Source organism: Enterococcus sp. DIV0358 (assembly GCF_051713465.1).
Classification (GTDB): Bacteria; Bacillota; Bacilli; order Lactobacillales; family Enterococcaceae; genus Enterococcus; species Enterococcus faecalis.
The window spans coordinates 2,174,966-2,200,527 of record NZ_JBIOPX010000001.1; the positions used below are offsets into that span (position 1 = coordinate 2,174,966).

Below are 25,562 nucleotides of genomic sequence, written 5' to 3' on the forward strand. Positions count from 1 at the left end.
CCATGAAAAAAATAACACCACGAATCATTACAATTATCGCTTTTAGTGTTGCTTTAAATTACCTTGGCAGTACCATTGCGTTACTCCTTCGTTTACCAATTTATCTTGATAGTGCGGGAACTATTTTTACAGGTGCGTTATTAGGCCCACTCTTTGGTGCACTGACAGGTATTTTAACAAGTCTATTAACTGGATTGACAACGGATATCTTTTCTCTGTATTATTCACCTGTCCAACTCTGCACAGGAATTTTAGCAGGTTTGCTCCTTCATCAGCAGTTAAAAGTAACCAAATTACCATTTAAAACGTTGTGGTTAACGATACCAGGAACAGTGATTTCTTCCTTGATTACAGTTTGTTTATTTGGTGGAATTACTTCTGCTGGCTCCAGCATAATTGTCCAATTTTTATATGGTTTAGGCTTAAATCAGTTAGCAAGCGTCCTGTTGGTTCAATTGATAACAGATTACGGGGATCGTTTGCTATCAGTCATCATCGTCACAGCTGTTATCGCTGTCTTACCTAAACGTTCCTTTATAACAAAATAAACTGTTTTAATGCTAAAAAAGAGGAAATCATCTGTTGATGATCTCCTCTTTTTTTTAGCGACTGCCAGGTTCTGAAGCTATAATCGTTAAATCACCTTCAAAACGCCAGCTCGGAATATCTGTTGGAAAGATAAAGCTATCGCCTTTTTTCAAATCAAAAGTAGCCACATCTGCTTTTGCAGCATCTTCTGTAATCAATCGACCCACACCTTCAATAACTGTTGCTAATGTATAAGGTGCTTGTTTTTTGACTTTTAGAATCCCACTGACACGCCACTCATAGACATTAAAGAAATCTGTTTTTACATAAGTAACAATGCTTGATTGTCCTTGATTTTCTTGTTGAATAGAGAGATCAGGATCCTTTGCCGGAACGGTTGTCACATCAATGGATTGTTGAATATGCAATTCCCGGGTCTTTCCTTGATCATCTGTTCGATCATAATCATAAACCCGATACGTAGTATCACTGCTTTGTTGCGTTTCTAAAATTAAAATACCCGAGCCGATGGCATGAATAGTGCCGCTTGGTACATAATAAAAATCGCCTTTTTTCACTGGTACTTTTCTTAAAAGATCGTCCCAACGACCTTCTTCAATCATTTCAGCTAGTTCTTCTTTTGTTTTCGCGTGATGTCCATAAATGATTTCAGCGCCAGGTTCTGCATCAATAATGTACCAACATTCAGTTTTGCCTAGCTCGCCTTCATGTTTTTGGCCATATGCATCATCGGGATGAACTTGCACGGATAAATCATCTTCAGCATCTAAAATTTTCGTTAATAATGGAAAGACAGCGCCATCTGCATGGCCGAATAACTCTTGATGGTCTGCCCACAATTCATCTAATTTTTTTCCTTTAAATTCGCCATTTAAAACAGTACTAACGCCATGTGGATGTGCACTGATTGCCCAATCTTCACCAATTTTATCGCTCGGTAAATCGAAACCAAATAGCGTGTGTAGACGATTGCCGCCCCAAATTTTTTCTTGAAAAACAGGTTGTAAAAATAATGGTTCTTGCATTGACTGTGACCTCCCAAATTGAATTCGCTCTCATTATATCACTAAAAACTAGTCATTTCATCTGAAACTGATGATTTCTCTTTTAAATAGGTTGCCAACAACTGATCTCTTTCTTCGATATAAGTGTTCCGGTGGTCCTCTGGATGGACTCGATTAGATAAAAAGATAAACGCTGATTGTTGTCGCACATCAATTAGCAAAAAAGTGCCTGTATAGCCTGTATGGAATAATAATGGCCGTTGCGTAGCTACATCATATTTAAAATCCCAGCCTAGAGAACGTGGTTTATCTGCAGCTGGCACTTGGTTAACTAGTAACAAATCAATCGTCTCTTTTTTCAAGAATTGGTGATTGTGATAACTGCCTCGATTTAAATACATTCGAACAAATTTTGTTAAATCATAGACATTGCTAAACAAGCCAGCATTCCCTGCATGTTCCCGTAAAACAAATGCCTTAGGATCATGGGTTGCACCTCGAATCAACCCTCGTTGTTCATGTAATTCTGTTGGCACACAGTTTAAAGGATTCTTTGGTAGAAACGTACTTTCGTTCATCCCTAAAGGAAGCAATACTCGCTCAGATAAAATTTCTATCATTGATTGTTGGAACATTTCTTCTAACATAAAGCCTAATAAAATAGTCCCTGCATCTGTATAGACGACTTTTTCACCTATTGCTTTGCCTGCGTGAAAGGAATGATTGTAGGCGTCTTTTAATTCTTGGGCATTCAGCTGATCACGATTAGGAATATAGCCTTGTAAATCTGCCGTATGTGTCAACAAATGCCGGATTGTAATATTAGAATCTTGAAAAGAGGGATAATAAGTTTGTAATGATTGATCTAGAATAATTTTTCCTTCTTCCACTAATTGCAAAATAACGGTGGTGGTGCCGACTACTTTGGTTAAAGAAGCCACATCAAACAGCATGGCCGAGGTTAATTGTTCTTTGGTGGGTTTTATTTGTGCGAGTCCCCAACAATTGCTCTCCTCTTTTTCACCTTCAATGAAACAAAAACTAGCCCCCGAAAAAACACCTTTTTTCATCATTTTTTGAATTTTCCACTTTGTTTTTTCGTACATTTTTTCACCTTCTATTTTTAATATTAAAGGAAAAGTCTAGAATAAGTTCCGAACAAAAGTAGCGTTAAACTTTTATTCCGACTTTATTCCAGACTTGCTAAAACAAGCTTATTTTGTCTGTCTAAGCGTTTATTTTAAGACAAACCACCATTCCAAGCCAATTGGATCAAACACAGTGACAATTGCTTTTTTCTGGTCAATAAAGAACTCTTGATTTTTTGCCGTTAATTGTTGCTCTATTGCTAAAATATGGTCTTGATCAGAGAGCTTAATGGTAAAGAAATCTAAACCTAAGTGTGGATCAGGTAATTGATCCACTTCACTTGTTTCAGGTTTTTGGAATCCAATAGTTGCTTTGCCATCTTCTAAAACAAATTGATCTTTTTCATTGCGTTTTAAACCCAGAACTTCCTCATAATATGCTTTTATTTCTTTTTGATTGTTTGTTTTTAATTGCACATGCGCTAAATATGACCCAGCGGCTAACCCTTGATGTGGCTCTAAGTCCTCACTGATAAGATCTTTGAGCACAATCGGTTGCTTTTCAGAAGTCGAATTTGCTGTTGCTTCATCGTGAAAAATCTCAAATTGATTGCCTTCAAGATCAGTAATGAACATGCTTTGACGTGTGCCAATTTGGAAACTTTCATCAATTGGGTAGTCTTGTTCAAGCACTCGTTGAGCAATTTGTAAAAATTCTTTTTCCGTAGGAACTTTAATTGAAAAATAAGCCATTTGCTTTTCTTCATTATGAAAATCTTCGGCTTTTCTAGTTTCTTCTAAAATTAATAATTGCGTTCCTGCTTCACGTGTACCCCAGATAGACAGGTTATTTTCTTCTGACTTTAAAACAAAACCCATTACTTTTTTATAAAAGTCGACCATTTCGCCAACTTTTTTCGCACGAATGGCAATTGTTTTTAATGTCGCAGCTTTTTCTAATTGAAATTCAGTCATTTTTTCTGTTACCTCCATTTTCTTCTCTCCCATTTTATACATCTCTTGCTATTTCATCAAGTAATATCCTGTTTTTCTCAAAAGAAAATAGAAATTTTTCAATTTCGCTAACTTTTTGTTAAAAAAATAAGACCGTGGTTCAAAAATCACTTTGGATTTTTGCTACACGCTCAAACACTGATAAACGGCGGGAACAGAAGCAACTCCTTCGGAAATAAGCCGAAATTCTCCAAAAATTAAAGAACAATTTTCGGAGATTCCTTCTTATTTCTCGGAGTTAAACGCTTCTGTCCCGACCTCCCATCATGAATTACTATTTTTTTGCTTCGCCTTTTAGGCTACTTCTTCTGAAAACTGACTGTTATATAAGTCAGCATAAAAACCATTTTTCGCCATTAATTCATCGTGGGTTCCTGTTTCCACAATTGAACCTTCTGCCATAACGATAATCGTATCGGCATCACGAATAGTCGACAAGCGATGAGCAACTACAAAGCTAGTCCGATTTTCCAATAAACGATTCATTGCTGCTTGAATCAGTATTTCTGTTCGAGTGTCCACACTTGAGGTGGCTTCATCCAAAATTAAAACGTCTGGATTTGCTAAGAATGCTCGAGCAATTGTAATTAATTGTCGTTGACCTTGAGAAATATTGCTGGCTTCTTCATTTAGAATCGTTTGATAGCCTTCTGGTAATTTTCTGACAAAATCATCCACATGGGCTGCTTTCGCCGCACGGATCACTTCTTCTTCGCTCGCTTGCTCATTACCATAATGAATATTGTCATAGATACTTCCAGTGAACAACCAAGTATCTTGAAGAACCATTGAAAAGTGTGCTCGCAACTCTTCGCGAGATAAATCGCGCGTATCTACGCCATCATATTTGATGCTGCCGCTACTAATATCATAGAAGCGTTCCAATAAGTTAATTAGGGTTGTTTTCCCAGCACCTGTTGGGCCCACGATTGCGACCATTTCCCCAGGTTTAACATTTAAATTGAAATCTTTCATTAATAATTTCTCTGGTGAATAGCCAAAAGCAACATGTTCAAAAGAAACACGATAAGGACTATCTGTTTCCACTGGTACGCCAGAAGGTGCATCAACCATTTCTTCTTCATCTAATACTTCAAAGACACGTTCTGCCGAAGCCACCGTAGCTTGGATTGTATTCATTAAATTAGCGATTTGAGTAATCGGTTGTGAAAATTGATTGGTATATTGAAGAAATGCTTGGACATCCCCTAAATCCATCATACCATTCGCTACTTTTACGCCACCAAGGACTGCAACAAACACATAGCCTAGATTTTTGATAAAGTTCATTAAAGGCATAATGATTGCTGAAATAAATTGTGCTTTGCGACCAGCATGGTATAATTTTTCATTTTCTTTTTCAAATACTTCTTGATCACTTTCTTCGTGGTTGAAACTTTTTACTACTACGTGACCACCGTAGGTTTCTTCGACTTGGTTATTCAATAATCCTAAGCTTTTTTGTTGAGCCGCAAAATGTTTTTGCGAGCGAGGCGCCACAACCATCACAACAATTAAACTTAATGGCACTGTTGCTAAGGCAATTAGTGTTAACTGCCAGCTAATGGTCAGCATCATCCAAAGTACGCCCACAAATGTCACGATACTGGTAATTAATTGGGTTAAGTTTTGTTGTAAAGTACTCGCAATATTATCCATGTCGTTAATTGCCCGCGACATGATGTCCCCATTACTATGAGTATCATAATAGGAAATTGGAACTTTGTTCATTTTCGCTTCTAATTCTTGACGTAATTCATAAACTGTTCGCTGTGAAACACGTGTCATAATTACTTGCTGCAAGAAATTAAAGACAGCAGAAATAAGGTACATGGCAATAACAATTAATAAAATTTGACCGATTTTGTCAAAATCAATTGGAAAAGATGTTATTTTTAAGCCTTGTTTCATTTCAGCAGCGCCTTTCATGACGCCTTTAAAAATTTCAGTTGTTGCCTGTCCTAATACTTTTGGTGTTTGAATTTGGAAAACGACGGCTGCGATTGCTAATACTAAGACTGCAATAATTGACAGCATTCGTTTAGACATGTACCGAAATAAACGTTTCACTGTTTTCCAGAAATTTTTTGGTTTTGGCCCTTTTGCGCCAATGTTGCGTCCTGGTCCACCGCCCATTGGTCCGCCTTTTGGTCGACTACTCATGCAAGGTCCTCCTCTCTCAATTGAGAATGTACAATTTCTTGATACGTTTGATTATTCGCTAATAACTCTTCATGCGTTCCTTTACCAACTAATTTCCCTTCGTCTAATACTAAAATTGTCGATGCTTCCATAACAGTACTTACACGTTGGGCCACTAAAACGACAATTGCATCCGTCATCTGCTCTTTTAAGGCTTTTCTTAAATTAGCATCTGTTTTGAAATCCAATGCAGAAAAGGAATCATCAAAAACATAGACATCTGCTGGTTTTACTAAAGCACGAGCAATAGCCAACCGCTGGCGTTGTCCGCCAGAAAAATTACCGCCGCCTTGTTCGACATGACTATCCAAACCTTCTGCCAATTCTGAAACAAACGCCTTTGCCTGCGCAATTTCTAAGGCTTGCCAAATTTCTTCATCGGTCGCATTTGGGGCGCCGTATTGCATATTTTCACGAATCGTTCCTGTAAATAAAACAGCCTTTTGCGGTACAAAGCCAATCATTTCTCGTAAATTATGCTGTGACGTATCTTTAATGTTTTTACCATTTAGCAAAATTTTGCCAGATTCAACATCATAAAAACGTGGTAAAAGATTAACCAGCGTTGTTTTCCCAGAACCAGTCCCACCAATAATTGCGACCGTCTCCCCAGATTTTGCTGAAAAATCTATATCTTCCAGTGCTAAGTTTTCAGCATGCTGGTAACGATAATTAACATGTTCAAACGCCAATGTTGCTTTGTCACCTTTTAGAGAGAGCAGTTCTGGATTGGGTACATTTTTGATTTCTGAATCAGTATTTAGCACCTCATTAATCCGATCAGCAGAAGCTTGCGCCCGCGGTACCATGACAAAAATCATAGATAACATCATGAAACTCATCAGAATTTGCATGGCATAAGTCATAAAGGCAATTAAGTTCCCTACTTCTAGTTGCATTTCCGCAATATAATGACCGCCAAACCAAGTGATTGCAATATTGGTACCACTCATAATGAGTGTCATTAAAGGAATCATCAAAGCGACAATCGTATTCACTTTAATCGCCGTTTGTGTATAATCCTTATTGGCTTCATCAAAACGTTGTTCTTCATAGTTTGCTTTGCCAAAGGCCCGAATCACACGAACTCCTGTCAGTCCTTCACGAAAAACTAAATTTAAACGGTCGGTTTTCTTTTGCATGCTTTTAAATAACGGAACCGCTAAAAACATGATACCGCCCACTAAAACAGCCATAATTGGTAAAACATATAGAAAAATTTTCGTTAATTGCGGGTCCTTATTATACGCCATAAAGCTTGCACCAATTAACGTTAAAGGTGCGTTAATCATTAAACGTAAAAACATTTGCATAACCATTTGAATCTGATTGACATCATTGGTTGTTCGTGTAATTAGCGAAGCTGTCCCGAATTTGTCAAATTCATTATTAGAAAAATTTTCAACTTTTCGATAAATATCAGTCCGTAATTTTTTACCTAAACTTTGTGATTCTTTGGTGGCAAAAAAGGTATTTCCAATAGAAGCGACAATGCTAATCAAAGAAAAGCCTAACATGACAACTCCTGTACTCCAAATATAGTTAATATCTCCTTTAGCGACACCGTCATTAATGATATTAGATGTTAATGTGGGCAGATATAAATCTGCGATAATTTGTACGATCATAAATACAACCGCTGCAAAGACCGACCATAACGACATCCGTTTGACTAGTTTAATCAACTAACTTCTCCTCCTTTTTGCTACTTATAAGCGCCATTTTTCAACCAATTTAATTTCATTTTTAATTGTTTGACTGCTTCAGTTGAATCATAGGCAGTATTTTCTCTTTGTTGACGATACCCATCAACAATTGTTGAGAAAACGGCATGCATCGCCGTCTGCATGAACCATGTGAATTCTTTTGGCGTTTCAATGGTTAATTTCGAACGATCAATTATTTGATAAAGATGTTCTGCATAGGCAGCATGGCCTTTTCTTCCTCTATGCTTATGACAGTGCTGTTTCCTATTTTTTTCCTCTTCTCCAGTCGCTAAATTATCCGTCACCCGACGTGAAGCACGATAATCCATGTTGACAAATAAATTCCGATAGAAAGAAGCATTCTCTCCCGTTAGCACTTCGACAATCATTTTGGAGAAATAGACATCCATGGCTTCGATTAAATCACCATTTTCTGCAATAATTTGTTTCTCTAAATCTCGTTCACTATTTTTTCTTAATGTCGCAAAGTAATAAAAATACAAATCTTCTTTGTTCTCAAAATATTGATAAAAGCTACCGCGAGGAATTTCCGCTAATTTAACAATATTTGCAATTGACGCTTCTTGTAAAGAATGGCGTGAAAATTCAATTTGCGCAGCATCTAATAAGCGTTGTTGCTTTTCTTCTGGCAAATGAAAAAACGTATTCGTAGGCATATTTGTGTTCCTCCCTTTTATGACACATTGTCATATGACACCATGTCATTATAGCACTCTCTATTCAGAATGCAAGTTTTTTACAAAAAAAATCAAGCACCTAGCAAGACAAAATTGATGTTAGATTCTGTCTCACCAGTTGCTTGATTAATAATAGTGTTTGATGCATTCTTGTAACAAGCCAGCGACCTCTTTTATAAGTCCATTGGCATCTATTCGTTGATAATTAGGATATTGTTCCAATTGGTTTTTGATAAGAATTTCTTGATCATAAAGGTTTAAACGTTCTTCAATAATTTTAGGATCAGATTCTCGTTGCTTTAAACGTTGATAAATATTTTCTTTTGAAACGTCAAAAAAAACTGGAATGACGGACTCACCAAAACGCTCAAAGACCGCTTGAAAGCCTGGAAAAGTTAACGCATTATAGGCTGGATGCTCTTTCGTTGTTTCAACGATGGCAGCTACACCGACACCGTAATAGTTTCCATGGTAAAAATCATACTCCACTAACTGATTGGTTTCAATCAAGGTTTGAAAACTTGCTTTTGTTTCAAAATAGTAATCCACACCATCCACTTCATCCAACCGTTTTTTCCTCGTAGTATGCGAGATAACTTTATAGTTTTTCGGAAAAACCTTACTTGTAATTGCGGTCTTGCCAGAACCACTAGGACCCATAATAACAAAAAATGGATGTTGTAATTGCTTAATCATTAGAAACGCTCCTCTCAGTTGTTTCTATTATAACGTATTGTGCACTATTTTGAAAAATTGACAAAAAAGAGCTTGGGCCAAAAATCACTTTAGATTTTTGGCCCAAGCTTAAAAATTAATAGACGGCGGGAACAGAAGCAACAACCTGCTACGCTTATCTTGTTTTGTTTAATTACAATAACTAGTCTAAGTTTTGTCCATTAGTTTCGATAACTTGTTTGTACCAATTAAACGATTTTTTTTCATAACGGTTTTTAGTACCATTTCCTTCATCGTCTAAATCAACGTAAATAAACCCATACCGTTTACTCATTTCACCTGTGGAAGCACTGACTAAATCAATACAGCCCCACGGCGTATAGCCCATTAAATCGACGCCATCTGCAACTGCTTCTGCCATTGCTTCAATATGACGACGTAAATAATCAATCCGATAGTCGTCTGCCACATAGAAATTTTCGTCTACTTTATCAATTGCACCTAAGCCGTTTTCCACAATAAATAAAGGTTTTTGATAACGATTATATAATTCATTTAGGGCAATTCGTAAGCCTTCGGGATCAATTTGCCAACCCCATTCACTTGCTTCTAAGAAGGGATTTTTAACGCCGCCTAAAAGATTCCCATTTGCTGTATCGTTGGTAGTACCAGTAACATCGACAGCAGTCGACATATAATAACTAAAGCCAATGTAATCCACTGGGTATTCTTTTAATAATTCTAAATCGCCTTCTTCAATGACTAAGTCTTTCACATCATATTTTTGATATATGCGTTCTGCGTATGCTGGATATTCACCACGAACTTGAACATCTGTACAATAATAATTAAACTCTTGGTTTTCAATCATTGTAGCAACTTGATTGACTGGATTCGAATCAATGCCATACGTTGTTGCATAAATAATCATACATCCAATTTTTAATTCTGGATTTAATTCATGGCCAATTTTTACAGCTTTACTACTTGCAACAAATTGATTATGCCAGGCTTGGAAAATATTTTGATAATCATTGGCCCCATTGCTTTTCACCAATCCTTGACTAAGTGCTGGGAAATGAAAAGCTGAATTAATTTCATTGAATGTCATCCAATAGTTAACTTTTTGGTGGTAACGTGTTAAAACAGTTTCCGCAAAACGTTCATAAAAGTCAACTAATTGACGATTTTTCCACCCGCCGTATTCTTTCGCTAAATGCAGTGGCATTTCATAATGAGAAATCGTAATTACTGGTTCAATGTTATAGTTTAAGCATTCATCGATAACCGCATCATAAAATTTCAAGCCGGCTTCATTCGGTTGTGTTTCATCTCCTTGTGGAAAAATACGCGACCACGCAATTGAAAACCGATAACATTTGAAGCCCATTTTAGCAAATAACGCAATGTCCTCTTTAAAGCGATCATAGTGATCAATTCCTGTATGATTAGGGTAGCGATATTTCGTTTCGTCAATCGTCCAATCAAACGCTTCATCTCCTAAAATAGCGAAACGTTGTTTTCCTCCCGGCATCGCATCTGCCACAGATAAACCTTTACCGTCGGCTAAGTAAGCCCCTTCTAATTGATTGGCTGCGGTCGCACCGCCCCATAAAAATCCTTTTGGAAATTTTGTCGTTGTTGTCATACTTGTTCCTCCTCCAATTGTCTTTTATTTAATAATGGCTAAAAAGTCTTCACCATGTAACACGTCTGTTTGGTTCATATCCAAAACATCTAAATAATCATTCGTATTCGTTACCACAATCGGTGTAACTACTGGATAACCAGCTTCTTTAATGGCAGCAATATCAAAAGTAACCAGCAAATCTCCTTTTTTAACAGAATCACCTTGTTTCACTGATAATTCAAAGCCTTTACCATCTAATTCGACTGTATCCATGCCAATATGCATTAATAATTCAACGCCCTCTGTTGTCGTCAAGCCAACAGCATGTCCTGTCGGAAATAATGTGGTGATTTCACCATCTGCGGGTGCATATAGTTTGCCTTCAGTCGGCTCAATTGCAACACCTTTTCCTAAAGCACCTGACGCAAAAACAGGGTCTTGTACTTTTTCTAGCGGTAAAATTTCACCTTGAAGTGGACTTACTAAAATAATTTTGTCTTCTTGATTCGTTTTTACAGGTGCCACCATCTTATCAGTTTCTGTTTTTTCAGTTGCTATTTCTGGATTAGGTTGATCTTCAAAACGTAAGACAAACGTTAAGACAAACGCAATGATAAAGGCAATTCCGGCACCAATTGCACCAGTAATCATCGGTGCAGTATATTTTGTCTCTGCAGGAATAAAGCCAGGCAAGCTCAACATACTAACCAAGCCAAACGTAAAGTTTTTCACGTGATTCATAGCCACAAATGCACCACCGATACCGCCACCAATACAAGCTGCAATAAATGGTTTTTTCAATGGTAAAGTCACGCCATATACAGTTGGTTCAGTAATTCCAAAAATAGTCGTAATACTTGAAGACAAAGCCAAACCTTTTAATTTCACATTTTTTGTTAGGAAAAAGACAGCTAAAGCAGCCCCGCCTTGTGCAATAACGGCTGGTAATAACATTGGTACCATCGTATCGCCACCTTGTGTTAAGTTTAACATCATAATTGGTACAAAGCCCCAATGCATACCAAACATTACCAAGACTTGCCACAACGAACCCATTAATAACCCTGCGATAATTGGACTAAAAGCGTAAATTGCGTTGTATCCTTGTCCCAACCAATCGCCGATGACCGTCCCGATAGGACCAATAGCTAAGAAGGTAACAGGTGCCATAATAAGGAAAACAGCTAACGGAACGCAGATAATTTGTAGAAAACTCGGAATTACTTTTTTGAAGAAACGTTCTACATAACTTTGTGCAAAAACAGCCAAAATAATTGGTAAAACCGAAGAAGTATAGCCACTTGGCCCAATAATCACTGGAAGACCAGCAAAGCTAATTGTTTTGCCTGCTAAAGCAGTAATGCTGGGATGAACTAAGGCCATCGCCAAAGCAACCGCTAAAAAGGGATTAGTATTGAATTTTTTAGCAGCCGTAAACGCTAACATAATTGGTAAGAAAGTAAATAAACCATCTGCAATCGAAAAGAGAACAAGATATACGCCTGAAGTGTCAGCTAACCAGCCCATAGTTACAGCCAATGTTAAGAAGCCTTTTAGAACCCCAGCGCCGGCCATTGCACCTAAAAACGGTGTAAAAATAGAAGAAATAATATCAATTAAACGGTTAAAGATATTTCCGCCACTTTCTTTTTCTCTATTATCAGAATCATTACCTAGTCCACTGTTGGCCATCAAATCCTTATAGACATCACTAACGTGACTGCCAATAACCACTTGATATTGTCCTGCACTTTGAACTACCTGAATAACATCTGGGTCAGCATTCAATGCAGCTGTATCTGCTTTATTTTCATCTTTTAATTTAAAACGTAAGCGTGTAGCACAGTGAACAACACTATTAACGTTGCCTTCGCCCCCAACAGCTTTTAACACACGTGCTGCAATTTCTTGATTTTTACTCATCTCTAGATCCTCATTTCCATTAATTTTTAATATCAAAAAAACCTACATTGAAAAAGAGCCAGATCCTTCTCTTCACAGCTGCGCAGTCTGCGAAAATCGTTATCGGTTTTTTCAATCTAGGTTTTGCCTGCATTATCAGTAACAATCCGCGATTATTGGTTGTTATGCTTTTTTATCATTGACCACTCTTTGGATATGAATGGTTAAATAAATCATTTCCGCTTGATCAATTGGTCGATCATAGCTTTTTAATAAATACTCATTAATACGTTGGACCGCTTGAAACGCCTTAGGATACTTTCCTTGGACCAATGCAAAAAGAAATTCGTCCTCCTCATCATGCGCTTCTTGTTTTAAATAACGTTGCGCAAAATATTGAAGATGTGTAACAATTCGTTGATAGTTCAATGAATCTTCATCAAACACCTGTCCAAAGTAGCGACTAATAATCGTTAAAATATCACGAACCATCTTGGTTGCTTCCATGGTAACTTCCATATTGCCATTTCCTTGTTCAGCATTCACAATATGAAAAGCAATGAAGCCCGCTTCATTTTCTGAAAATTGAACCCCTAGCTTTTCAGCAATAATCGCTAATGCTTGCTTTGCGATTTCAAATTCTTTAGGATAAAATTTGCGTGTTTCGAATACAAGAGGATTCGGAATATCAATTCCTTCTTTGGCTCGAAGTAACGCATAGTGAATATGATCCGTTAAAGTTAAATAAATATTTGATGAAAGCTCAATCGCTAGCGTTGTTTCTGCTAAATCAACGATTTGTTTAACGACTTCTACTTCTTTGGTGGGGACGTCTTCAAACAGCTGCTGGAATTGCCCTGCCATAGCGGAGTCCTTTAACACGAATTCCTTTTCAACATAATCTGGATTGATCGTGTCTCCAATCTTCTTTTGAAAGGCTAAGCCGCGTCCCATATAAACAATTTCTTCGCCTTGCTCATTTCTTGAAAGCACGACATTATTATTTAAAACTTTTTCAATCCTCATGATGAATGCAACCTCACTTTTTTATAAAAAAAGCCCAGAATCCCTCCACTGATTGTGTTAATGGAAGACTCTGGTTTTGCCTGCAAAGCAGTAACAATCCTTATTTACAAAGTAATAATAGCATGCTTTTTTTTAATATGCAAGCCTTTCCAAAAAAATATTTTTATTTATTTTTTACTCAGTTGATCCATTTTAAAAAAAGTTTACTAAAAGTAAAAAAAAGACTTGCTTTCTCTTACTTTTTATTAGTAAAATAGAGATGTTGAATTTTTAAACTATTTATTTTAAGGAGATTACACAATGTCAAAATTATTAGTTGTTAAAGCACATCCATTAACAAAAGAAGAATCACGCTCAGTTCGTGCGTTAGAAACATTTTTAGCTTCATACCGCGAAACAAATCCATCAGACGAAATCGAAATTTTAGATGTTTATGCACCAGAAACAAACATGCCGGAAATCGATGAAGAATTATTATCTGCTTGGGGTGCACTTCGCGCTGGTGCAGCATTTGAAACATTAAGCGAAAACCAACAACAAAAAGTGGCTCGTTTTAATGAATTAACTGATCAATTTTTATCTGCAGACAAAGTAGTAATTGCTAATCCAATGTGGAACTTAAACGTACCAGCACGCTTAAAAGCTTGGGTAGATACAATCAACGTTGCTGGAAAAACATTCCAATATACTGCAGAAGGACCAAAACCTCTAACAAGTGGCAAAAAAGCCTTACACATCCAATCAAATGGCGGCTTCTACGAAGGAAAAGATTTTGCTTCTCAATACATTAAAGCGATTCTAAACTTTATTGGTGTTGATCAAGTCGACGGATTATTCATCGAAGGAATCGATCATTTCCCTGATCGTGCGGAAGAACTTTTAAATACTGCTATGACCAAAGCAACTGAATACGGTAAAACATTCTAAATTTTCCGAGTGATTTACATCAAAAAGAGACAAGCAGTTCATTCACTGCTTGTCTCTTTTGTTACGTAGATTCTTGTTGATCTGGCTTATCTTCATCATACAAACCAGAAACAATTTGGTACCACTCAAAAATGTGTGTAATTATCACCTTAGCTGCGGCATAAACAGGAATTCCTAAAATTACCCCGACAATCCCAAATAGTTTACCAGACGTTAATAAAACAACCAAAATGGTGACTGGATGAATGGATAACTGACTGCCTAGGACAAGTGGTGAAATAAACCGACCTTCGACCGTTTGCTCAATGGCAAAAACAATCAAGACTTTAATTAACAAAGCTGGCCCACTGACAATTCCTAAAAAGACTGCTGGAATCATGGCTAAAAATGACCCTAAATAAGGGATTAAATTTAAAAAGCCTGCTGCAATACCTAAAGTGACTGCATAATCTAAGCCAATGACAGAAAAACCAATCATAAACATAATTGCCACTGCGAAAGCGACAGTTAACTGTCCTCTAATATAAGAAGAGACTTGATCATTGACTTCTGCAAGAACTTTTAAGGTTGGTTTACGCATCTTCACTGGTAAAAACTTCATTAAATATGGCGCTAAGTTTTTGCCATCTTTCAGTAAATAAAATAGAATAAAGGGCATCGTAATGATGGCGACAAAGATCGTAGCCACCGCCCCAAAGAAATTACCAATTCCTTGTACTGTGAACGTTGAGACGTTTTTAATGATGGTACCTAACGAACTGACAACTTTATCGCCTGCCGCTTCAAGTTGTTCTCTAAATTGCGCGAAAAGTGGATCACTTAATATTTCCTGCGATTTTTGATCAATTGTATCAATATATTGAGGAAAATGATTTACAAAGCTGACAGATTGCTCACGAATTTTAGGAACGATTACAATACCACCCCAAATGAGTAGTGCCACAATTAAAATAAATAGGCCGATAATACTCCAGACACGTGAGATTTGTTTTTTCTCTAAATAATCGACAATCGGATTTAATAAATAATATAAAATCCCCGCCATAATTACTGGTAAGCCGACAACGCCGAAAAACTGCCAGACGGGCTTAAATAAATAAGAAACTTTCGTAAAAGTTAGAATAATTAACAGCACCAATAAGACAATCAGTAAGGCTGTTACTACTTGATTATTTAAAAACCAACGCCAAAACCAAGACAGGCGTTTATCAGTCGTTTGTTTTTTATCCATTGATTCACGCTCCATTTACTAAATAATCAATTGTTGTTCCAATAGTTATCTTTGGTAACTGATGGGGCGTTAAATAAACACCATTCCGGATAACATCATCCTCATCGGTTGGTGCATCAGCAAAGATTAAAGTGCTGTGAGCGATACTTTGCAAGTTACTATTGGCAAAAGAACCCACTTTTGTAATTGTATAGTTTGTATCGCCAATTTTCAGATGATCTCCTTCTGCCAAGGTAACTTGGTCTTTTTCTGGGAATGATTGAATAACTGCATGTTGCTTCAAGGTATCGGTAGCAGTTTCTCCAAAAAGAATAATCATTTTTTCTGAATCATCGATTGCATGTTTGCCTATTTCTGTTACGGTTGCTTGCATCTTCCATCCCACTCCTTCATTATCTTACTTCTATTATTATAGCATAGAATAAAATAGATATTCAGGAAAAAGAAAAGGCGGTGAACAATCGTCAATTGACTTTTGTTCACCGCCTTAAAATAAGTTTTTATTTAAAGAAGTTCATAATATGAGTCCAAATTTTTTCATCAAAGACATCCATTGGATTCCCATTTCCAATCAAACCATAACCAATCATTGTTCCCACAACAAATAAGATAATGACTAACGAAATGACCACTAGAATTTTCAATAATGTTACTAAAATATAACGAAATGAACTCATACGTTTGACTCCTTTAGATTACTGTCGTTGCTTGTTTTTCTTCAATTTTTTCATCATTGACGCGTTCAACGTTCGCGCCTAATTTTTGAAGTTTTTTATGGAACTCATAATAGCCACGATCTAAATATTTCAAATTAGAGACACGTGTAATGCCATTTGCACGTAACCCTACTAAAATCAATGCGGCAGCTGCCCGTAAATCAGTGGCTTCCACTGCTGCTCCTTGTAACTCGTTGCCACCATTAATAATCGCAATGTTGCCGTCAATTTTTAAGTCAGCGTTCATTCGACGCATTTCCTCTAAGTGTTGGTAACGATTTTCAAAGACTGTTTCTGTCACGATGCTTGTTCCTTCAGCAAACATTTGGATCGCTGTCATTTGTGCTTGCATGTCTGTTGGGAAACCAGGATGCGGCATTGTCTTAACATCTGTTGGTTTTAGATGTTTTGGTCCAATTACACGGATGCCGTTTTCTTCTTCTTCAATGATTGCACCCATTTCAGTTAATTTAGAAATTAGCGGACGATTATGTTCAGAAATTGCTTCTTCAATTAAAACATTGCCCTCAGTCATTGCTGCAGCTACCATGAACGTACCTGCTTCAATTCGATCTTGAACGATTGAATGCTCTACGGCATGTAATTTATCGACGCCTTCGATACGCATCGTTTCTGTCCCAGCACCGATAACATTGGCACCCATTTTGTTTAAAATGTTTGCTAAGTCAACGATTTCAGGTTCACGAGCAACGTTTTCAATGATGGTTGTTCCTTTCGCACGAACAGCAGCCATCATAATATTTTGCGTAGCGCCGACACTTGGGAAGTCTAAGTAAATAGTGTTACCGATTAGTTCATCCGCAATTGCTTCAATGTAACCATTTTTTTGGATGATTTTTGCACCTAATGCTTGGAAGCCTTTTAAGTGTAAATCAATTGGTCGTTTGCCAATGGCACAGCCACCTGGCATTGCCACTTTGGCATGACCATTACGAGCCAATAAAGGTCCCATTACAACGATAGAAGCACGCATTTTACTAACATACTCATAGTTTGCTTCGATCCCTAAAGGTTGTGTTGCGTCTATTGTTACTTCATTCGCGTCTTCATCAAAATCAATGGCTACATTCAAATGCTTAATTACTTGATTCATTGTAAATACATCAGATAAAATTGGTACATTTTTTAAAGTAGTAACGCCTTCTTCAGCTAAAAGAGTAGCTGCTAAAATTGGTAAGACAGCGTTTTTGGCGCCTTCAATTTTTACAGTTCCTTCTAATTTTGTATTACCACCATGAACAATAATTTGTTCCATTTTGTTCCCCCCAAAAAAATGAGAATAGGTATTCCTATTCAAAATCTTTACTATTATACCATTATTCAACTAAAAATTGTACCTTTTTTTATTTTTCAATTTTTAAGGAAAATACACAATGAAAAGATTTCGACAAAGCGCAATCAATTCTAAAGCAAACGAGCTAACTGTGTATCCGATAGCGATGGCGAAAAATACCATCAGCATTCTAATTTGCGGTGTAAATTGGGTTTTGAAAAATTGCTCAATACGCAATGATTGCAACGCCCAAAAACTTATGTAAATGAACATAAGATGACTAACGATTCGAACAATAGCATCTACTCCATAGTATTGCATAAGGAGCCTCCTTTTTTCTAACGTAGGAACATTTTATCACAAAATAATAAAAACCGATAATTAATCCACTTGAAATGCCAAAATTTGACACTATTTATTAAAAAATACGAAGAAATAGAGTTTAAGGCAACTGACTCAATAGCAAGCGCCTTAAACTCTACAAAAGTGACTGAATCCTTCAGCCTTTTTTACCCATGTTTCGATACGTTGATCCGGTTGATTGCACGATGCAAAGCAACAGTCGCACGACGTAGTTGATCGCGGTCATCTTTTGCTTTGGCTTCTTCAATTAAACGTTCTGCTCGTTGTTTTGCTCGTTCAGCACGAGGTACATCGATATCTCGTTCACGTTCGGCACTATCGGCAATAATAGAAACGACATTATCACGGACTTCCATGATACCACCATTTACAGCTACCCAGTCAACATGTGTATCTGAATCGGTCCGTTTGATGCGGACTTCATCAATCGCTAGCGGAACGATGATTGGCGCATGTTTTGGTAAAATACCAATTTCACCATCTGTTGTTTTCGCCACAACGATTTTTGCATGGTGGTCATAAACTAGACCATTAGGCGTTACTACATTCACAGTAAGACTATCCATTGTGTTTGCCGCCTTTCTAGTAGTTTAATTGTTTCGCTTTTTCAATGGCATCTTCAATTTTACCGACACTCCGGAAGGCTTCTTCTGGCAGATTGTCATGCTTACCTTCAAGAATTTCTTTAAAGCCACGAACTGTTTCCGCAACTGGTACATAAGAACCAGGTTGACCTGTAAATTGTTCAGCAACGTTAAAGTTTTGAGATAAGAAGAATTGAACACGGCGTGCGCGACCAACAAGTACTTTTTCGTCATCTGATAATTCGTCCATCCCTAAAATAGCGATGATATCTTGTAATTCACGGTAACGTTGTAAAATATGTTGCACTTCGGTAGCCACTTCGTAGTGTTCTTCTCCAACAATTTCAGGAGCCAAGGCACTAGAAGATGAAGCTAACGGATCTACCGCTGGATAAATCCCTTGTTCGGTTAATTTACGTTCCAAGTTAGTTGTTGCATCCAAATGGGCAAACGCTGTTGCTGGCGCTGGATCGGTATAGTCATCGGCTGGAACATAGATTGCTTGAATAGAGGTAATTGATCCTTTTTTCGTTGAAGTAATCCGTTCTTGTAATTGTCCCATTTCAGTCGCTAAGGTTGGTTGGTAACCAACGGCTGACGGCATCCGACCTAAAAGGGCAGAAACTTCTGAACCGGCTTGGGTGAAACGGAAAATGTTATCAATAAATAATAGCACGTCTTGTCCTTCCACATCACGGAAATATTCAGCAATCGTTAACCCAGTTAAGGCCACACGCATCCGTGCACCTGGTGGTTCGTTCATTTGACCAAAAACCATGGCTGTTTTTTCAATAACGCCTGAATCTTTCATTTCATAGTACAGGTCGTTCCCTTCACGTGTCCGTTCACCAACACCAGTAAAGACGGAAATCCCTCCATGTTCTTGGGCAATATTATGAATTAATTCTTGAATTAAGACGGTTTTACCAACACCGGCACCACCGAAAAGCCCGACTTTACCACCTTTTAAATAAGGTGCTAATAAGTCAATAACTTTAATCCCTGTTTCTAAAATTTCATTACTGGTACTTAATTCATCAAATGCTGGCGCTTTTTTATGAATCCCACTACGTTCAGCATCTGCAGGGAATGGCGCTTCTAAGTCAATTGTGTCTCCTAAAACGTTAAACACACGACCCAATGTATCTTTACCAACAGGAACTGAAATTGATTTTCCTGTATCGATAACTTCCATTCCACGTTGTAAACCATCTGTCGATTCCATGGCGATAGAACGAATCACTCCATCACCTAGTTCTAAAGCGACTTCAAGTACTACTTTTTGTTTTGCTTCGCCATTTTTATAAACGACTAAAGCGTTGTTAATATCGGGTAAGGATTGATCTAATGAAAATTCCACGTCAACAACGGGACCGATTACTTGAACAATCTTTCCTGAACTCATAATTTCTTTCCTCCAGTCTTCATAAAGTCACACGCTTTGAACGTTTTTTACAAACGTTCAAACGTAAGACTAGATTATTCTAGTGCAGCTGCACCAGCAACAATTTCTGTAATTTCTTGGGTAATCGCCCCTTGACGAGCACGGTTATAAGAAATTGTTAAATCGCTAATAATATTTTGCGCATTGTCAGTGGCTGTTTTCATGGCGGTCATCCCAGCAGCATGTTCTGCTGTTTTCGCATCAATGATCGCCCCATAAATTAAGCTTTCTGCATATTGTGGTAATAATTGATCCAAGATTGCTTCAGGTGAAGGCTCTAAAAGATATTCTTGTTCGTAAGAGGTCGCCTCTGATGGATCTAAATCAGTAATTGGCAACATTTTTTCCACACGAAACTGACTCGTTAGTGAGTTAACGTGGTGATTATAACAAACATACAATTCATCAAACACTTCGTTTTGGTACATAGTCGTTGCCGTTGTCACAATCTTACGGACTTCTTCAAACGTTGGTTGATCCGTTAAGCCTCTTAGCTCATAGGAAACATCGATTCCGCGTGCTTTAAAGAAATCCGCCCCTGTACCACCAATAGCGATTAAGGCATATTCTTTATTAGAATCGTGGTCTTCTTGAATCATACTCATGGTTTGTTTTAAGATTGAGCTATTGTAGCCACCAACTAATCCTTTGTCAGAAGTGATAACGATATAGCCTGTTTTTTTGACAGGTCGTTGCGCTAACATCACATGATAGTTCCCTTCACTAAGAGAAGATTGTTCTGTTTCACGTAATTCACTTAACTGAGCAGCTACTAAATGCGTAACGACACTACGAATTTTTGAAGAATATTCTTGAAAGCTTTTAGAGGCGCCTTCTGACTTGGTCAATTTGGCTGCAGAAACCATTTGCATCGCTTTGGTAATTTGGCTTGTCTTTTTTGTTGATGCAATGCGTTGTTTGATTTCGTTTAATGAAGCACCCAATGTTGCTCACCTCTCTTATGCGTTATCGATTTTTTCTAAAGCTTCTTTGGCTGAATCTCCGCTGTTGTTTGCCGCTGCAAACATTTCAGAAAACTCTGTAATCGCTGCATCTAATGCATCAGTATCTGGTAAGTCTTTCGTTGTACGAATAGTTTCCAATAAGTCTGCATGTTTGCCATCAAAATAATCGAATAAATCTTGTTCAAAGTGTAAAATTTTATCTACGCTCACGCTATCTAAAAAGCCGTGTGTTAACGCATATAAAATCAAAACTTGTTTTTCTACAGGCAGTGGTGCATGTAGTTTTTGTTTTAAAATTTCTACCGTACGACGACCACGGTTTAATTTAGCTTGTGTTGCCGCATCTAAATCAGAGCCAAATTGTGTAAAGGCTTCTAACTCACGGTAACTAGCTAAGTCTAAACGAAGCGTTCCGGCAACTTTTTTCATTGCTTTGATTTGCGCTGATCCTCCGACACGAGAAACAGATAACCCAGCATCAACGGCTGGACGAGTGCCTGCATAGAACAAGTCGCTTTCTAAGAAAATTTGTCCATCAGTGATTGAAATAACGTTTGTTGGAATATAAGCAGAAATATCGCCTGCTTGTGTTTCAACGAATGGTAAGGCTGTCATTGAACCGCCACCTAATTCATCACTTAATTTAGCTGCACGTTCTAACAAACGTGAGTGTAAATAGAAGACATCCCCTGGATAAGCTTCACGACCTGGTGGACGGCGTAATAGTAGAGAAAGTTCACGATAAGCCACGGCTTGTTTTGATAAGTCATCAAAAATAATTAAGACATGTTTGCCGTTATACATGAATTCTTCACCCATTGCAGTTCCTGCATACGGTGCAATGTAAAGTAATGGTGCTGGTTGTGAAGCCCCTGCAGTCACAACGATTGTATAATCTAAGGCACCAAATTTACGAAGTGTTTCTACTTGGTTACGAACAGTAGATTCTTTTTGACCAATCGCTACATAAATACAAATTACATCTTGTCCTTTTTGGTTAATAATTGTATCAATTGCAATCGATGTTTTCCCTGTTTTACGGTCTCCAATAACCAATTCCCGTTGTCCACGACCAATTGGTACGAGGGCATCAATGGCTTTTAAGCCAGTTTGCATTGGTTCAGCAACAGATTGACGTTGCATAACACCGGGAGCTGTTGCTTCCACAGGACGTGTTTTGTCTGTTTTAATTTCGCCTAAACCATCTAATGGTTGACCTAATGGATTAACAACACGGCCAATCAAAGCTTCCCCAACGGGTACTTCCATGATTTTGCCTGTGCGTTGTACTTTATCTCCTTCACGAATGGTTTCAAAATCGCCAAGGATAATAATCCCTACATCATTTGTTTCTAAGTTTTGTGCCATTCCGTATGAACCGTTTGAAAACTCAACAAGTTCTCCACTCATGGCATTTTCTAAACCGTGGGCGCGGGCAATTCCGTCACCGACGTAAGTGACTGTTCCAACTTCTTCAACAGCAAGCTGTTGTTGATAGTTTTCGATTTGTTCTTTAATCAAGGCACTGATTTCTTCTGCTTTGATAGCCATTCAATTCACCTCTTTGTAGTCCTAAAGATTATTTTAATAACTTCTGCTGCATATGTTCTAATTGTTTGCGGATGCTGCCATCGATTACTTGATGGTTTGCTTCAATAACCACTCCGCCGACAATTGACGGGTCAATTAAATTGACTAAATGCGCTTGTTCATACCCTAATAATTGGGCAGCTTTTTCTTCCATTGCTTGATGTTGTTCTTTTGATAAAGGAATGGCTGTTGTCACTGAACCCAAAATTAGTCCTTGGTGCTCATCATAACGTCGTTCATATTCATCAATCATCAAGAGCAGATCGTACATGCGACGATATTCGTAAACCACTCGCAAAAAGTTTTGCATCATTTCACTAAAACCTGTTACTAGTTTTTCCATGATGCTGTCTTTTTCATAAGGCTCTAAGCGATCATCACTTAAAATATCGCCGATACCAGGTACTTGGTGATAGACTTCGCGAAGCGTCAATAATTCTTGATAAATTGCTTCAGCTTGGTTCTTTTCAACTGCCAACTCAAACAAAGCCTTGCCGTAGCGTTTACCAACTGTATATTTATCTAGTTTCATTTGCTTTACCTAAACTTTCAATATAAGAATCAATCAATGCTTCATGTGCATCTGGTGTTAATTCTTTATTTAAAATTTTGGCTGCAATTTGAAGAGAAAGATCTGCCACTTCATTTTTTACTGAAGACAATGCTTCTTCACGTTCTTGAGAAATATCTGTCCGAGCTTTTTCGCGTAGGCGAGTAACTTCCGCAGTTGTTTCTTTTAATGTTTTTTGGCGAGTCTGTTCTCCACTTTCTTTCGCGTTTTTAATAATTTCAGCTGCTTCTGATCTGGAAGAAAGTAATTGTTGTTGACGTTCTTTTTCCATTTTCGCTGCTGCTACGCGAGATTGTTCTGCAGAGTCTAAATCGTTGGCAATTTTTTCTTCACGTTGTGTCAAAATATCTACGATTGCTCCCCATGCATATTTCTTTAATAAGAGCATCAAGATTAAAAATGCACCACTGACAACAATCATCGTGCCTAGTGTGGTACTAGGAGCCGTTTCACCGACTACCAATATAGTAAGTAGCATGAAGTCTCAACTTCCTTTCTTGCAAAAATCGATTTAGCTTCTTCAACTGCTTTATCACTAGCTATTGAAAAGGCTAAAGATAGAAGAAAGCAGTGACGGTCCCGATAATAATCAGCGTCCTGCCTCCATTTTATTGCTTATCTGAATAAAAGTAATAAAGAAACAACGACACCTAAAATTGGCACAGCTTCGATTAAAGCGACCCCGATAAACATTGTTGTTCTTAATTGACCAGACATTTCTGGTTGACGAGTCATTGACTCGATTGTTTTTGAAATAACTTGTCCGTTACCGATAGCGGCTCCGATAGCTGAACCGAAAATTGCAATTGCTGCTGCGATAAAATTTAATCCTTCCATTGTGTAAAATCCTCCTAAAAGATAATTTTTGTCCTTCGTATTTCTTGATTATTCTTCTGTTTCAATTTTGTGTGACATATAAACCATTGAAAGTGTCACAAAGATAAATGCTTGGATACATCCAATAAAGATTGAGAATGCTACCCAAATCATTTCTAGCGGAATTGCTAGTGGGATAACCCATAATCCAACGCTTGCTACGGTTCCAGCAATCAAGCCCAATAGAACTTCGCCAGCAAAAATGTTTCCGTACAAACGCAAGCCTAATGTTAATAGATTCGTGAATTCTTCCATTAATTTTACCGGTAGTAAGAAACCAACAGGTCTTAAATAACTATTAACTAGATAGCCTTTAAAACCAAAGCGTTTCATACCAAAGAAGTGTGTTAAGACAATCATCATCATCGCTAACGTTAAGGTTACGATTGGATCGGCGGTTGGACTTTTCCAAACGCTGAGATCGTCGCCCACAACGATTTTTGTAACGAGACCCAAGATGTTTGAAACAAGTACAAACATGAAGAGGGTAAACGCCATTAAATGAAAATTGCTCACTTCTTTACGAGGTAAATTGTCTGTAATGATTCCACGAATAAAATCCACTAACCATTCGATGACCGTTTGTTTGCCTTTAGGTCGTAGCTTCATATTTCTCGTACAAGCATAGACAAAGGCGAAAACAATGATACACGTCAACAGCACCATCAAAACAATGGTTCCATCAAACCAAATTGGTCCGATATTGAAGAGTAATTTCTTCTCTTCCAAATCAATTCACCTCTTTTCCAACAATCTTTCAGAAGTTTCATCCTACTCCTGAGTGATAATCCCTGGCAAAGCTATCGTACCACCACTTGTTGATAATTTACAAATAGTTTACTTTTAAAATTTCATGTGTTGAAAATTGGTTGGAAAACCTTTTCCATAAACCAATCTAATGCAGGGTGGTACTGCTTTCCGAAGCGATTAAAAAATGAATCATTTACATTCATTTACTCAACACTTACCAGATTTTACACCTAATCCGAAGAAAGGCAAGCAAATATGCGAAAAAGAATAAATTTACATTTTTAACGTCGGTTATTTTTTAATGTTCGGCTGATTTGTCGGTCAACTTCCTTACGTTTCAAGTCTTCACGCTTGTCGTACTGCTTTTTCCCTTTAGCTAAACCAATCAAAACTTTGGCATAGCCGTCTTTAATATAGACCTTCAAAGGTACCAATGTGATACCTGTATTTTTGGTTTCGCCGATTAACTTATTAATTTGTTTTTTGTGTAATAATAATTTTCTGGTACGTAATGGGTCATGATTAAAAATATTGCCCTGTTCATATGGACTAATATGAACATTATACAAAAAGGCTTCCCCGTTTCGAATTCGTGCAAAACCATCTTTTAAATTGATACGACCATTTCGAATAGATTTGATTTCTGTTCCTTGTAAAACAAGCCCAGCCTCAACCGTATCGATAATTGAATAATCATGTCTAGCTTTGCGGTTTTGTGCGATTAATTTTCCTTCCCCTTTTGGCATAAGCGACCTCC

At 37.6% G+C, this 25,562-nt stretch carries 26 protein-coding genes; 2 read left to right on the top strand and 24 right to left on the bottom strand.

Annotated elements, in window-relative coordinates:
• Nucleotides 1–2: 2 nt before the first annotated feature.
• Nucleotides 3–548 (top strand): ECF transporter S component, encoded by a 546-nt coding sequence (locus tag IGK70_RS10500; protein ID WP_104844749.1) that lies wholly within the window; start codon nucleotides 3–5, stop codon nucleotides 546–548.
• A gap of 54 nt (nucleotides 549–602) precedes the next feature.
• Here IGK70_RS10500 and manA read toward each other — a convergent pair whose 3' ends face one another.
• The 10 genes from manA to licT all read right to left on the bottom strand — a co-directional run bounded on the left by manA (nucleotide 603) and on the right by licT (nucleotide 13,494).
• Nucleotides 603–1,574, bottom strand: coding sequence for a mannose-6-phosphate isomerase, class I (gene manA / locus IGK70_RS10505; protein ID WP_002388370.1), 972 nt, complete (start codon nucleotides 1,572–1,574; stop codon nucleotides 603–605).
• Nucleotides 1,575–1,615: 41 nt separating this feature from the next.
• Nucleotides 1,616–2,659 (bottom strand): serine hydrolase domain-containing protein, encoded by a 1,044-nt coding sequence (locus IGK70_RS10510; protein WP_033625409.1) that lies wholly within the window; start codon nucleotides 2,657–2,659, stop codon nucleotides 1,616–1,618.
• A gap of 129 nt (nucleotides 2,660–2,788) precedes the next feature.
• Nucleotides 2,789–3,658 carry a VOC family protein gene (locus IGK70_RS10515; protein ID WP_002356578.1) on the bottom strand — a complete coding sequence of 290 codons (870 nt, stop codon included), beginning with the start codon at nucleotides 3,656–3,658 and terminating at the stop codon, nucleotides 2,789–2,791.
• A 291-nt stretch (nucleotides 3,659–3,949) separates the two neighbouring features.
• Nucleotides 3,950–5,818 carry an ABC transporter ATP-binding protein gene (locus IGK70_RS10520; RefSeq protein WP_104806292.1) on the bottom strand — a complete coding sequence of 623 codons (1,869 nt, stop codon included), beginning with the start codon at nucleotides 5,816–5,818 and terminating at the stop codon, nucleotides 3,950–3,952.
• On the bottom strand, nucleotides 5,815–7,542 hold the full coding sequence (locus tag IGK70_RS10525) for an ABC transporter ATP-binding protein (protein ID WP_104855570.1): 1,728 nt from the start codon (nucleotides 7,540–7,542) through the stop codon (nucleotides 5,815–5,817). Before IGK70_RS10525 ends, IGK70_RS10520 begins: the two co-directional genes overlap by 4 nt.
• Nucleotides 7,543–7,562: 20 nt before the next feature.
• Nucleotides 7,563–8,240 (bottom strand): TetR/AcrR family transcriptional regulator, encoded by a 678-nt coding sequence (locus tag IGK70_RS10530; protein WP_002367146.1) that lies wholly within the window; start codon nucleotides 8,238–8,240, stop codon nucleotides 7,563–7,565.
• A gap of 147 nt (nucleotides 8,241–8,387) precedes the next feature.
• Nucleotides 8,388–8,957 (bottom strand): guanylate kinase, encoded by a 570-nt coding sequence (locus tag IGK70_RS10535; protein WP_220421700.1) that lies wholly within the window; start codon nucleotides 8,955–8,957, stop codon nucleotides 8,388–8,390.
• A gap of 181 nt (nucleotides 8,958–9,138) precedes the next feature.
• Nucleotides 9,139–10,584: a glycoside hydrolase family 1 protein gene (locus IGK70_RS10540; RefSeq protein ID WP_104855571.1), complete on the bottom strand. Its 1,446-nt coding sequence runs from the start codon at nucleotides 10,582–10,584 to the stop codon at nucleotides 9,139–9,141.
• 24 nt (nucleotides 10,585–10,608) lie between these two features.
• Nucleotides 10,609–12,489, bottom strand: a complete 1,881-nt coding sequence (locus IGK70_RS10545; protein ID WP_220421699.1) for a beta-glucoside-specific PTS transporter subunit IIABC — start codon at nucleotides 12,487–12,489, stop codon at nucleotides 10,609–10,611.
• A 162-nt stretch (nucleotides 12,490–12,651) separates the two neighbouring features.
• Entirely contained in the window at nucleotides 12,652–13,494 is an 843-nt protein-coding gene (gene licT / locus IGK70_RS10550) for a BglG family transcription antiterminator LicT (protein WP_002359608.1), read from the bottom strand.
• A gap of 300 nt (nucleotides 13,495–13,794) precedes the next feature.
• Here licT and IGK70_RS10555 point away from each other — a divergent pair, with 300 nt between their 5' ends.
• Entirely contained in the window at nucleotides 13,795–14,421 is a 627-nt protein-coding gene (locus IGK70_RS10555; protein WP_085367844.1) for an FMN-dependent NADH-azoreductase, read from the top strand.
• 61 nt (nucleotides 14,422–14,482) lie between these two features.
• Here IGK70_RS10555 and IGK70_RS10560 read toward each other — a convergent pair whose 3' ends face one another.
• The 14 genes from IGK70_RS10560 to smpB form a co-directional block, all read right to left on the bottom strand.
• Nucleotides 14,483–15,652 (bottom strand): AI-2E family transporter, encoded by a 1,170-nt coding sequence (locus IGK70_RS10560; protein ID WP_002381494.1) that lies wholly within the window; start codon nucleotides 15,650–15,652, stop codon nucleotides 14,483–14,485.
• Between the two features lie 4 nt (nucleotides 15,653–15,656).
• On the bottom strand, nucleotides 15,657–16,025 hold the full coding sequence (locus IGK70_RS10565) for a PTS glucitol/sorbitol transporter subunit IIA (protein ID WP_002356567.1): 369 nt from the start codon (nucleotides 16,023–16,025) through the stop codon (nucleotides 15,657–15,659).
• A gap of 127 nt (nucleotides 16,026–16,152) precedes the next feature.
• Nucleotides 16,153–16,329: a DNA-directed RNA polymerase subunit beta gene (locus IGK70_RS10570; protein WP_002356564.1), complete on the bottom strand. Its 177-nt coding sequence runs from the start codon at nucleotides 16,327–16,329 to the stop codon at nucleotides 16,153–16,155.
• A 13-nt stretch (nucleotides 16,330–16,342) separates the two neighbouring features.
• A complete protein-coding gene (gene murA, locus IGK70_RS10575) occupies nucleotides 16,343–17,644 on the bottom strand; it encodes a UDP-N-acetylglucosamine 1-carboxyvinyltransferase (protein WP_002400933.1) in 1,302 nt (433 codons plus the stop codon).
• A gap of 102 nt (nucleotides 17,645–17,746) precedes the next feature.
• A complete protein-coding gene (locus IGK70_RS10580) occupies nucleotides 17,747–17,983 on the bottom strand; it encodes a DUF1146 family protein (protein WP_002356560.1) in 237 nt (78 codons plus the stop codon).
• A gap of 188 nt (nucleotides 17,984–18,171) precedes the next feature.
• Nucleotides 18,172–18,591 carry a F0F1 ATP synthase subunit epsilon gene (locus IGK70_RS10585; protein WP_002356559.1) on the bottom strand — a complete coding sequence of 140 codons (420 nt, stop codon included), beginning with the start codon at nucleotides 18,589–18,591 and terminating at the stop codon, nucleotides 18,172–18,174.
• A 16-nt stretch (nucleotides 18,592–18,607) separates the two neighbouring features.
• On the bottom strand, nucleotides 18,608–20,014 hold the full coding sequence (gene atpD, locus IGK70_RS10590; RefSeq protein ID WP_002356558.1) for a F0F1 ATP synthase subunit beta: 1,407 nt from the start codon (nucleotides 20,012–20,014) through the stop codon (nucleotides 18,608–18,610).
• Nucleotides 20,015–20,088: 74 nt separating this feature from the next.
• Entirely contained in the window at nucleotides 20,089–20,997 is a 909-nt protein-coding gene (locus IGK70_RS10595; RefSeq protein WP_002359606.1) for a F0F1 ATP synthase subunit gamma, read from the bottom strand.
• A 15-nt stretch (nucleotides 20,998–21,012) separates the two neighbouring features.
• Complete coding sequence (gene atpA / locus IGK70_RS10600) at nucleotides 21,013–22,569, bottom strand: F0F1 ATP synthase subunit alpha (RefSeq protein ID WP_002356555.1); 1,557 nt, start codon at nucleotides 22,567–22,569, stop codon at nucleotides 21,013–21,015.
• Between the two features lie 28 nt (nucleotides 22,570–22,597).
• Complete coding sequence (gene atpH / locus IGK70_RS10605; protein WP_002356554.1) at nucleotides 22,598–23,140, bottom strand: ATP synthase F1 subunit delta; 543 nt, start codon at nucleotides 23,138–23,140, stop codon at nucleotides 22,598–22,600.
• On the bottom strand, nucleotides 23,127–23,657 hold the full coding sequence (atpF, locus tag IGK70_RS10610; protein ID WP_002362573.1) for a F0F1 ATP synthase subunit B: 531 nt from the start codon (nucleotides 23,655–23,657) through the stop codon (nucleotides 23,127–23,129). The genes atpH and atpF overlap by 14 nt, the downstream gene beginning before the upstream one ends.
• 137 nt (nucleotides 23,658–23,794) lie before the next feature.
• The gene (gene atpE, locus IGK70_RS10615; RefSeq protein ID WP_002356552.1) at nucleotides 23,795–24,016 is read right to left on the bottom strand and encodes an ATP synthase F0 subunit C; all 222 of its coding nucleotides are present in this window, start codon (nucleotides 24,014–24,016) and stop codon (nucleotides 23,795–23,797) included.
• Between the two features lie 48 nt (nucleotides 24,017–24,064).
• On the bottom strand, nucleotides 24,065–24,784 hold the full coding sequence (atpB, locus tag IGK70_RS10620) for a F0F1 ATP synthase subunit A (RefSeq protein WP_002356551.1): 720 nt from the start codon (nucleotides 24,782–24,784) through the stop codon (nucleotides 24,065–24,067).
• 302 nt (nucleotides 24,785–25,086) lie between these two features.
• Entirely contained in the window at nucleotides 25,087–25,551 is a 465-nt protein-coding gene (gene smpB, locus IGK70_RS10625; RefSeq protein WP_002356550.1) for an SsrA-binding protein SmpB, read from the bottom strand.
• Nucleotides 25,552–25,562: the final 11 nt, after the last annotated feature.

Excerpts from the sequence above, each read along its gene's own strand:
- IGK70_RS10500 (WP_104844749.1), top strand. The coding sequence starts at position 3 with ATGAAAAAAATAACACCACGAATCATTACAATTATCGCTTTTAGTGTT.
- manA (WP_002388370.1), bottom strand. The coding sequence starts at position 1,574 with ATGCAAGAACCATTATTTTTACAACCTGTTTTTCAAGAAAAAATTTGG.
- IGK70_RS10510 (WP_033625409.1), bottom strand. The coding sequence starts at position 2,659 with ATGTACGAAAAAACAAAGTGGAAAATTCAAAAAATGATGAAAAAAGGT.
- IGK70_RS10515 (WP_002356578.1), bottom strand. The coding sequence starts at position 3,658 with ATGTATAAAATGGGAGAGAAGAAAATGGAGGTAACAGAAAAAATGACT.
- IGK70_RS10520 (WP_104806292.1), bottom strand. The coding sequence starts at position 5,818 with ATGAGTAGTCGACCAAAAGGCGGACCAATGGGCGGTGGACCAGGACGC.
- IGK70_RS10530 (WP_002367146.1), bottom strand. The coding sequence starts at position 8,240 with ATGCCTACGAATACGTTTTTTCATTTGCCAGAAGAAAAGCAACAACGC.
- IGK70_RS10535 (WP_220421700.1), bottom strand. The coding sequence starts at position 8,957 with ATGATTAAGCAATTACAACATCCATTTTTTGTTATTATGGGTCCTAGT.
- IGK70_RS10540 (WP_104855571.1), bottom strand. The coding sequence starts at position 10,584 with ATGACAACAACGACAAAATTTCCAAAAGGATTTTTATGGGGCGGTGCG.
- IGK70_RS10545 (WP_220421699.1), bottom strand. The coding sequence starts at position 12,489 with ATGAGTAAAAATCAAGAAATTGCAGCACGTGTGTTAAAAGCTGTTGGG.
- licT (WP_002359608.1), bottom strand. The coding sequence starts at position 13,494 with ATGAGGATTGAAAAAGTTTTAAATAATAATGTCGTGCTTTCAAGAAAT.
- IGK70_RS10555 (WP_085367844.1), top strand. The coding sequence starts at position 13,795 with ATGTCAAAATTATTAGTTGTTAAAGCACATCCATTAACAAAAGAAGAA.
- IGK70_RS10560 (WP_002381494.1), bottom strand. The coding sequence starts at position 15,652 with ATGGATAAAAAACAAACGACTGATAAACGCCTGTCTTGGTTTTGGCGT.
- IGK70_RS10565 (WP_002356567.1), bottom strand. The coding sequence starts at position 16,025 with ATGCAAGCAACCGTAACAGAAATAGGCAAACATGCAATCGATGATTCA.
- IGK70_RS10570 (WP_002356564.1), bottom strand. The coding sequence starts at position 16,329 with ATGAGTTCATTTCGTTATATTTTAGTAACATTATTGAAAATTCTAGTG.
- murA (WP_002400933.1), bottom strand. The coding sequence starts at position 17,644 with ATGGAACAAATTATTGTTCATGGTGGTAATACAAAATTAGAAGGAACT.
- IGK70_RS10580 (WP_002356560.1), bottom strand. The coding sequence starts at position 17,983 with ATGCAATACTATGGAGTAGATGCTATTGTTCGAATCGTTAGTCATCTT.
- IGK70_RS10585 (WP_002356559.1), bottom strand. The coding sequence starts at position 18,591 with ATGGATAGTCTTACTGTGAATGTAGTAACGCCTAATGGTCTAGTTTAT.
- atpD (WP_002356558.1), bottom strand. The coding sequence starts at position 20,014 with ATGAGTTCAGGAAAGATTGTTCAAGTAATCGGTCCCGTTGTTGACGTG.
- atpA (WP_002356555.1), bottom strand. The coding sequence starts at position 22,569 with ATGGCTATCAAAGCAGAAGAAATCAGTGCCTTGATTAAAGAACAAATC.
- atpH (WP_002356554.1), bottom strand. The coding sequence starts at position 23,140 with ATGAAACTAGATAAATATACAGTTGGTAAACGCTACGGCAAGGCTTTG.
- atpF (WP_002362573.1), bottom strand. The coding sequence starts at position 23,657 with ATGCTACTTACTATATTGGTAGTCGGTGAAACGGCTCCTAGTACCACA.
- atpE (WP_002356552.1), bottom strand. The coding sequence starts at position 24,016 with ATGGAAGGATTAAATTTTATCGCAGCAGCAATTGCAATTTTCGGTTCA.
- smpB (WP_002356550.1), bottom strand. The coding sequence starts at position 25,551 with ATGCCAAAAGGGGAAGGAAAATTAATCGCACAAAACCGCAAAGCTAGA.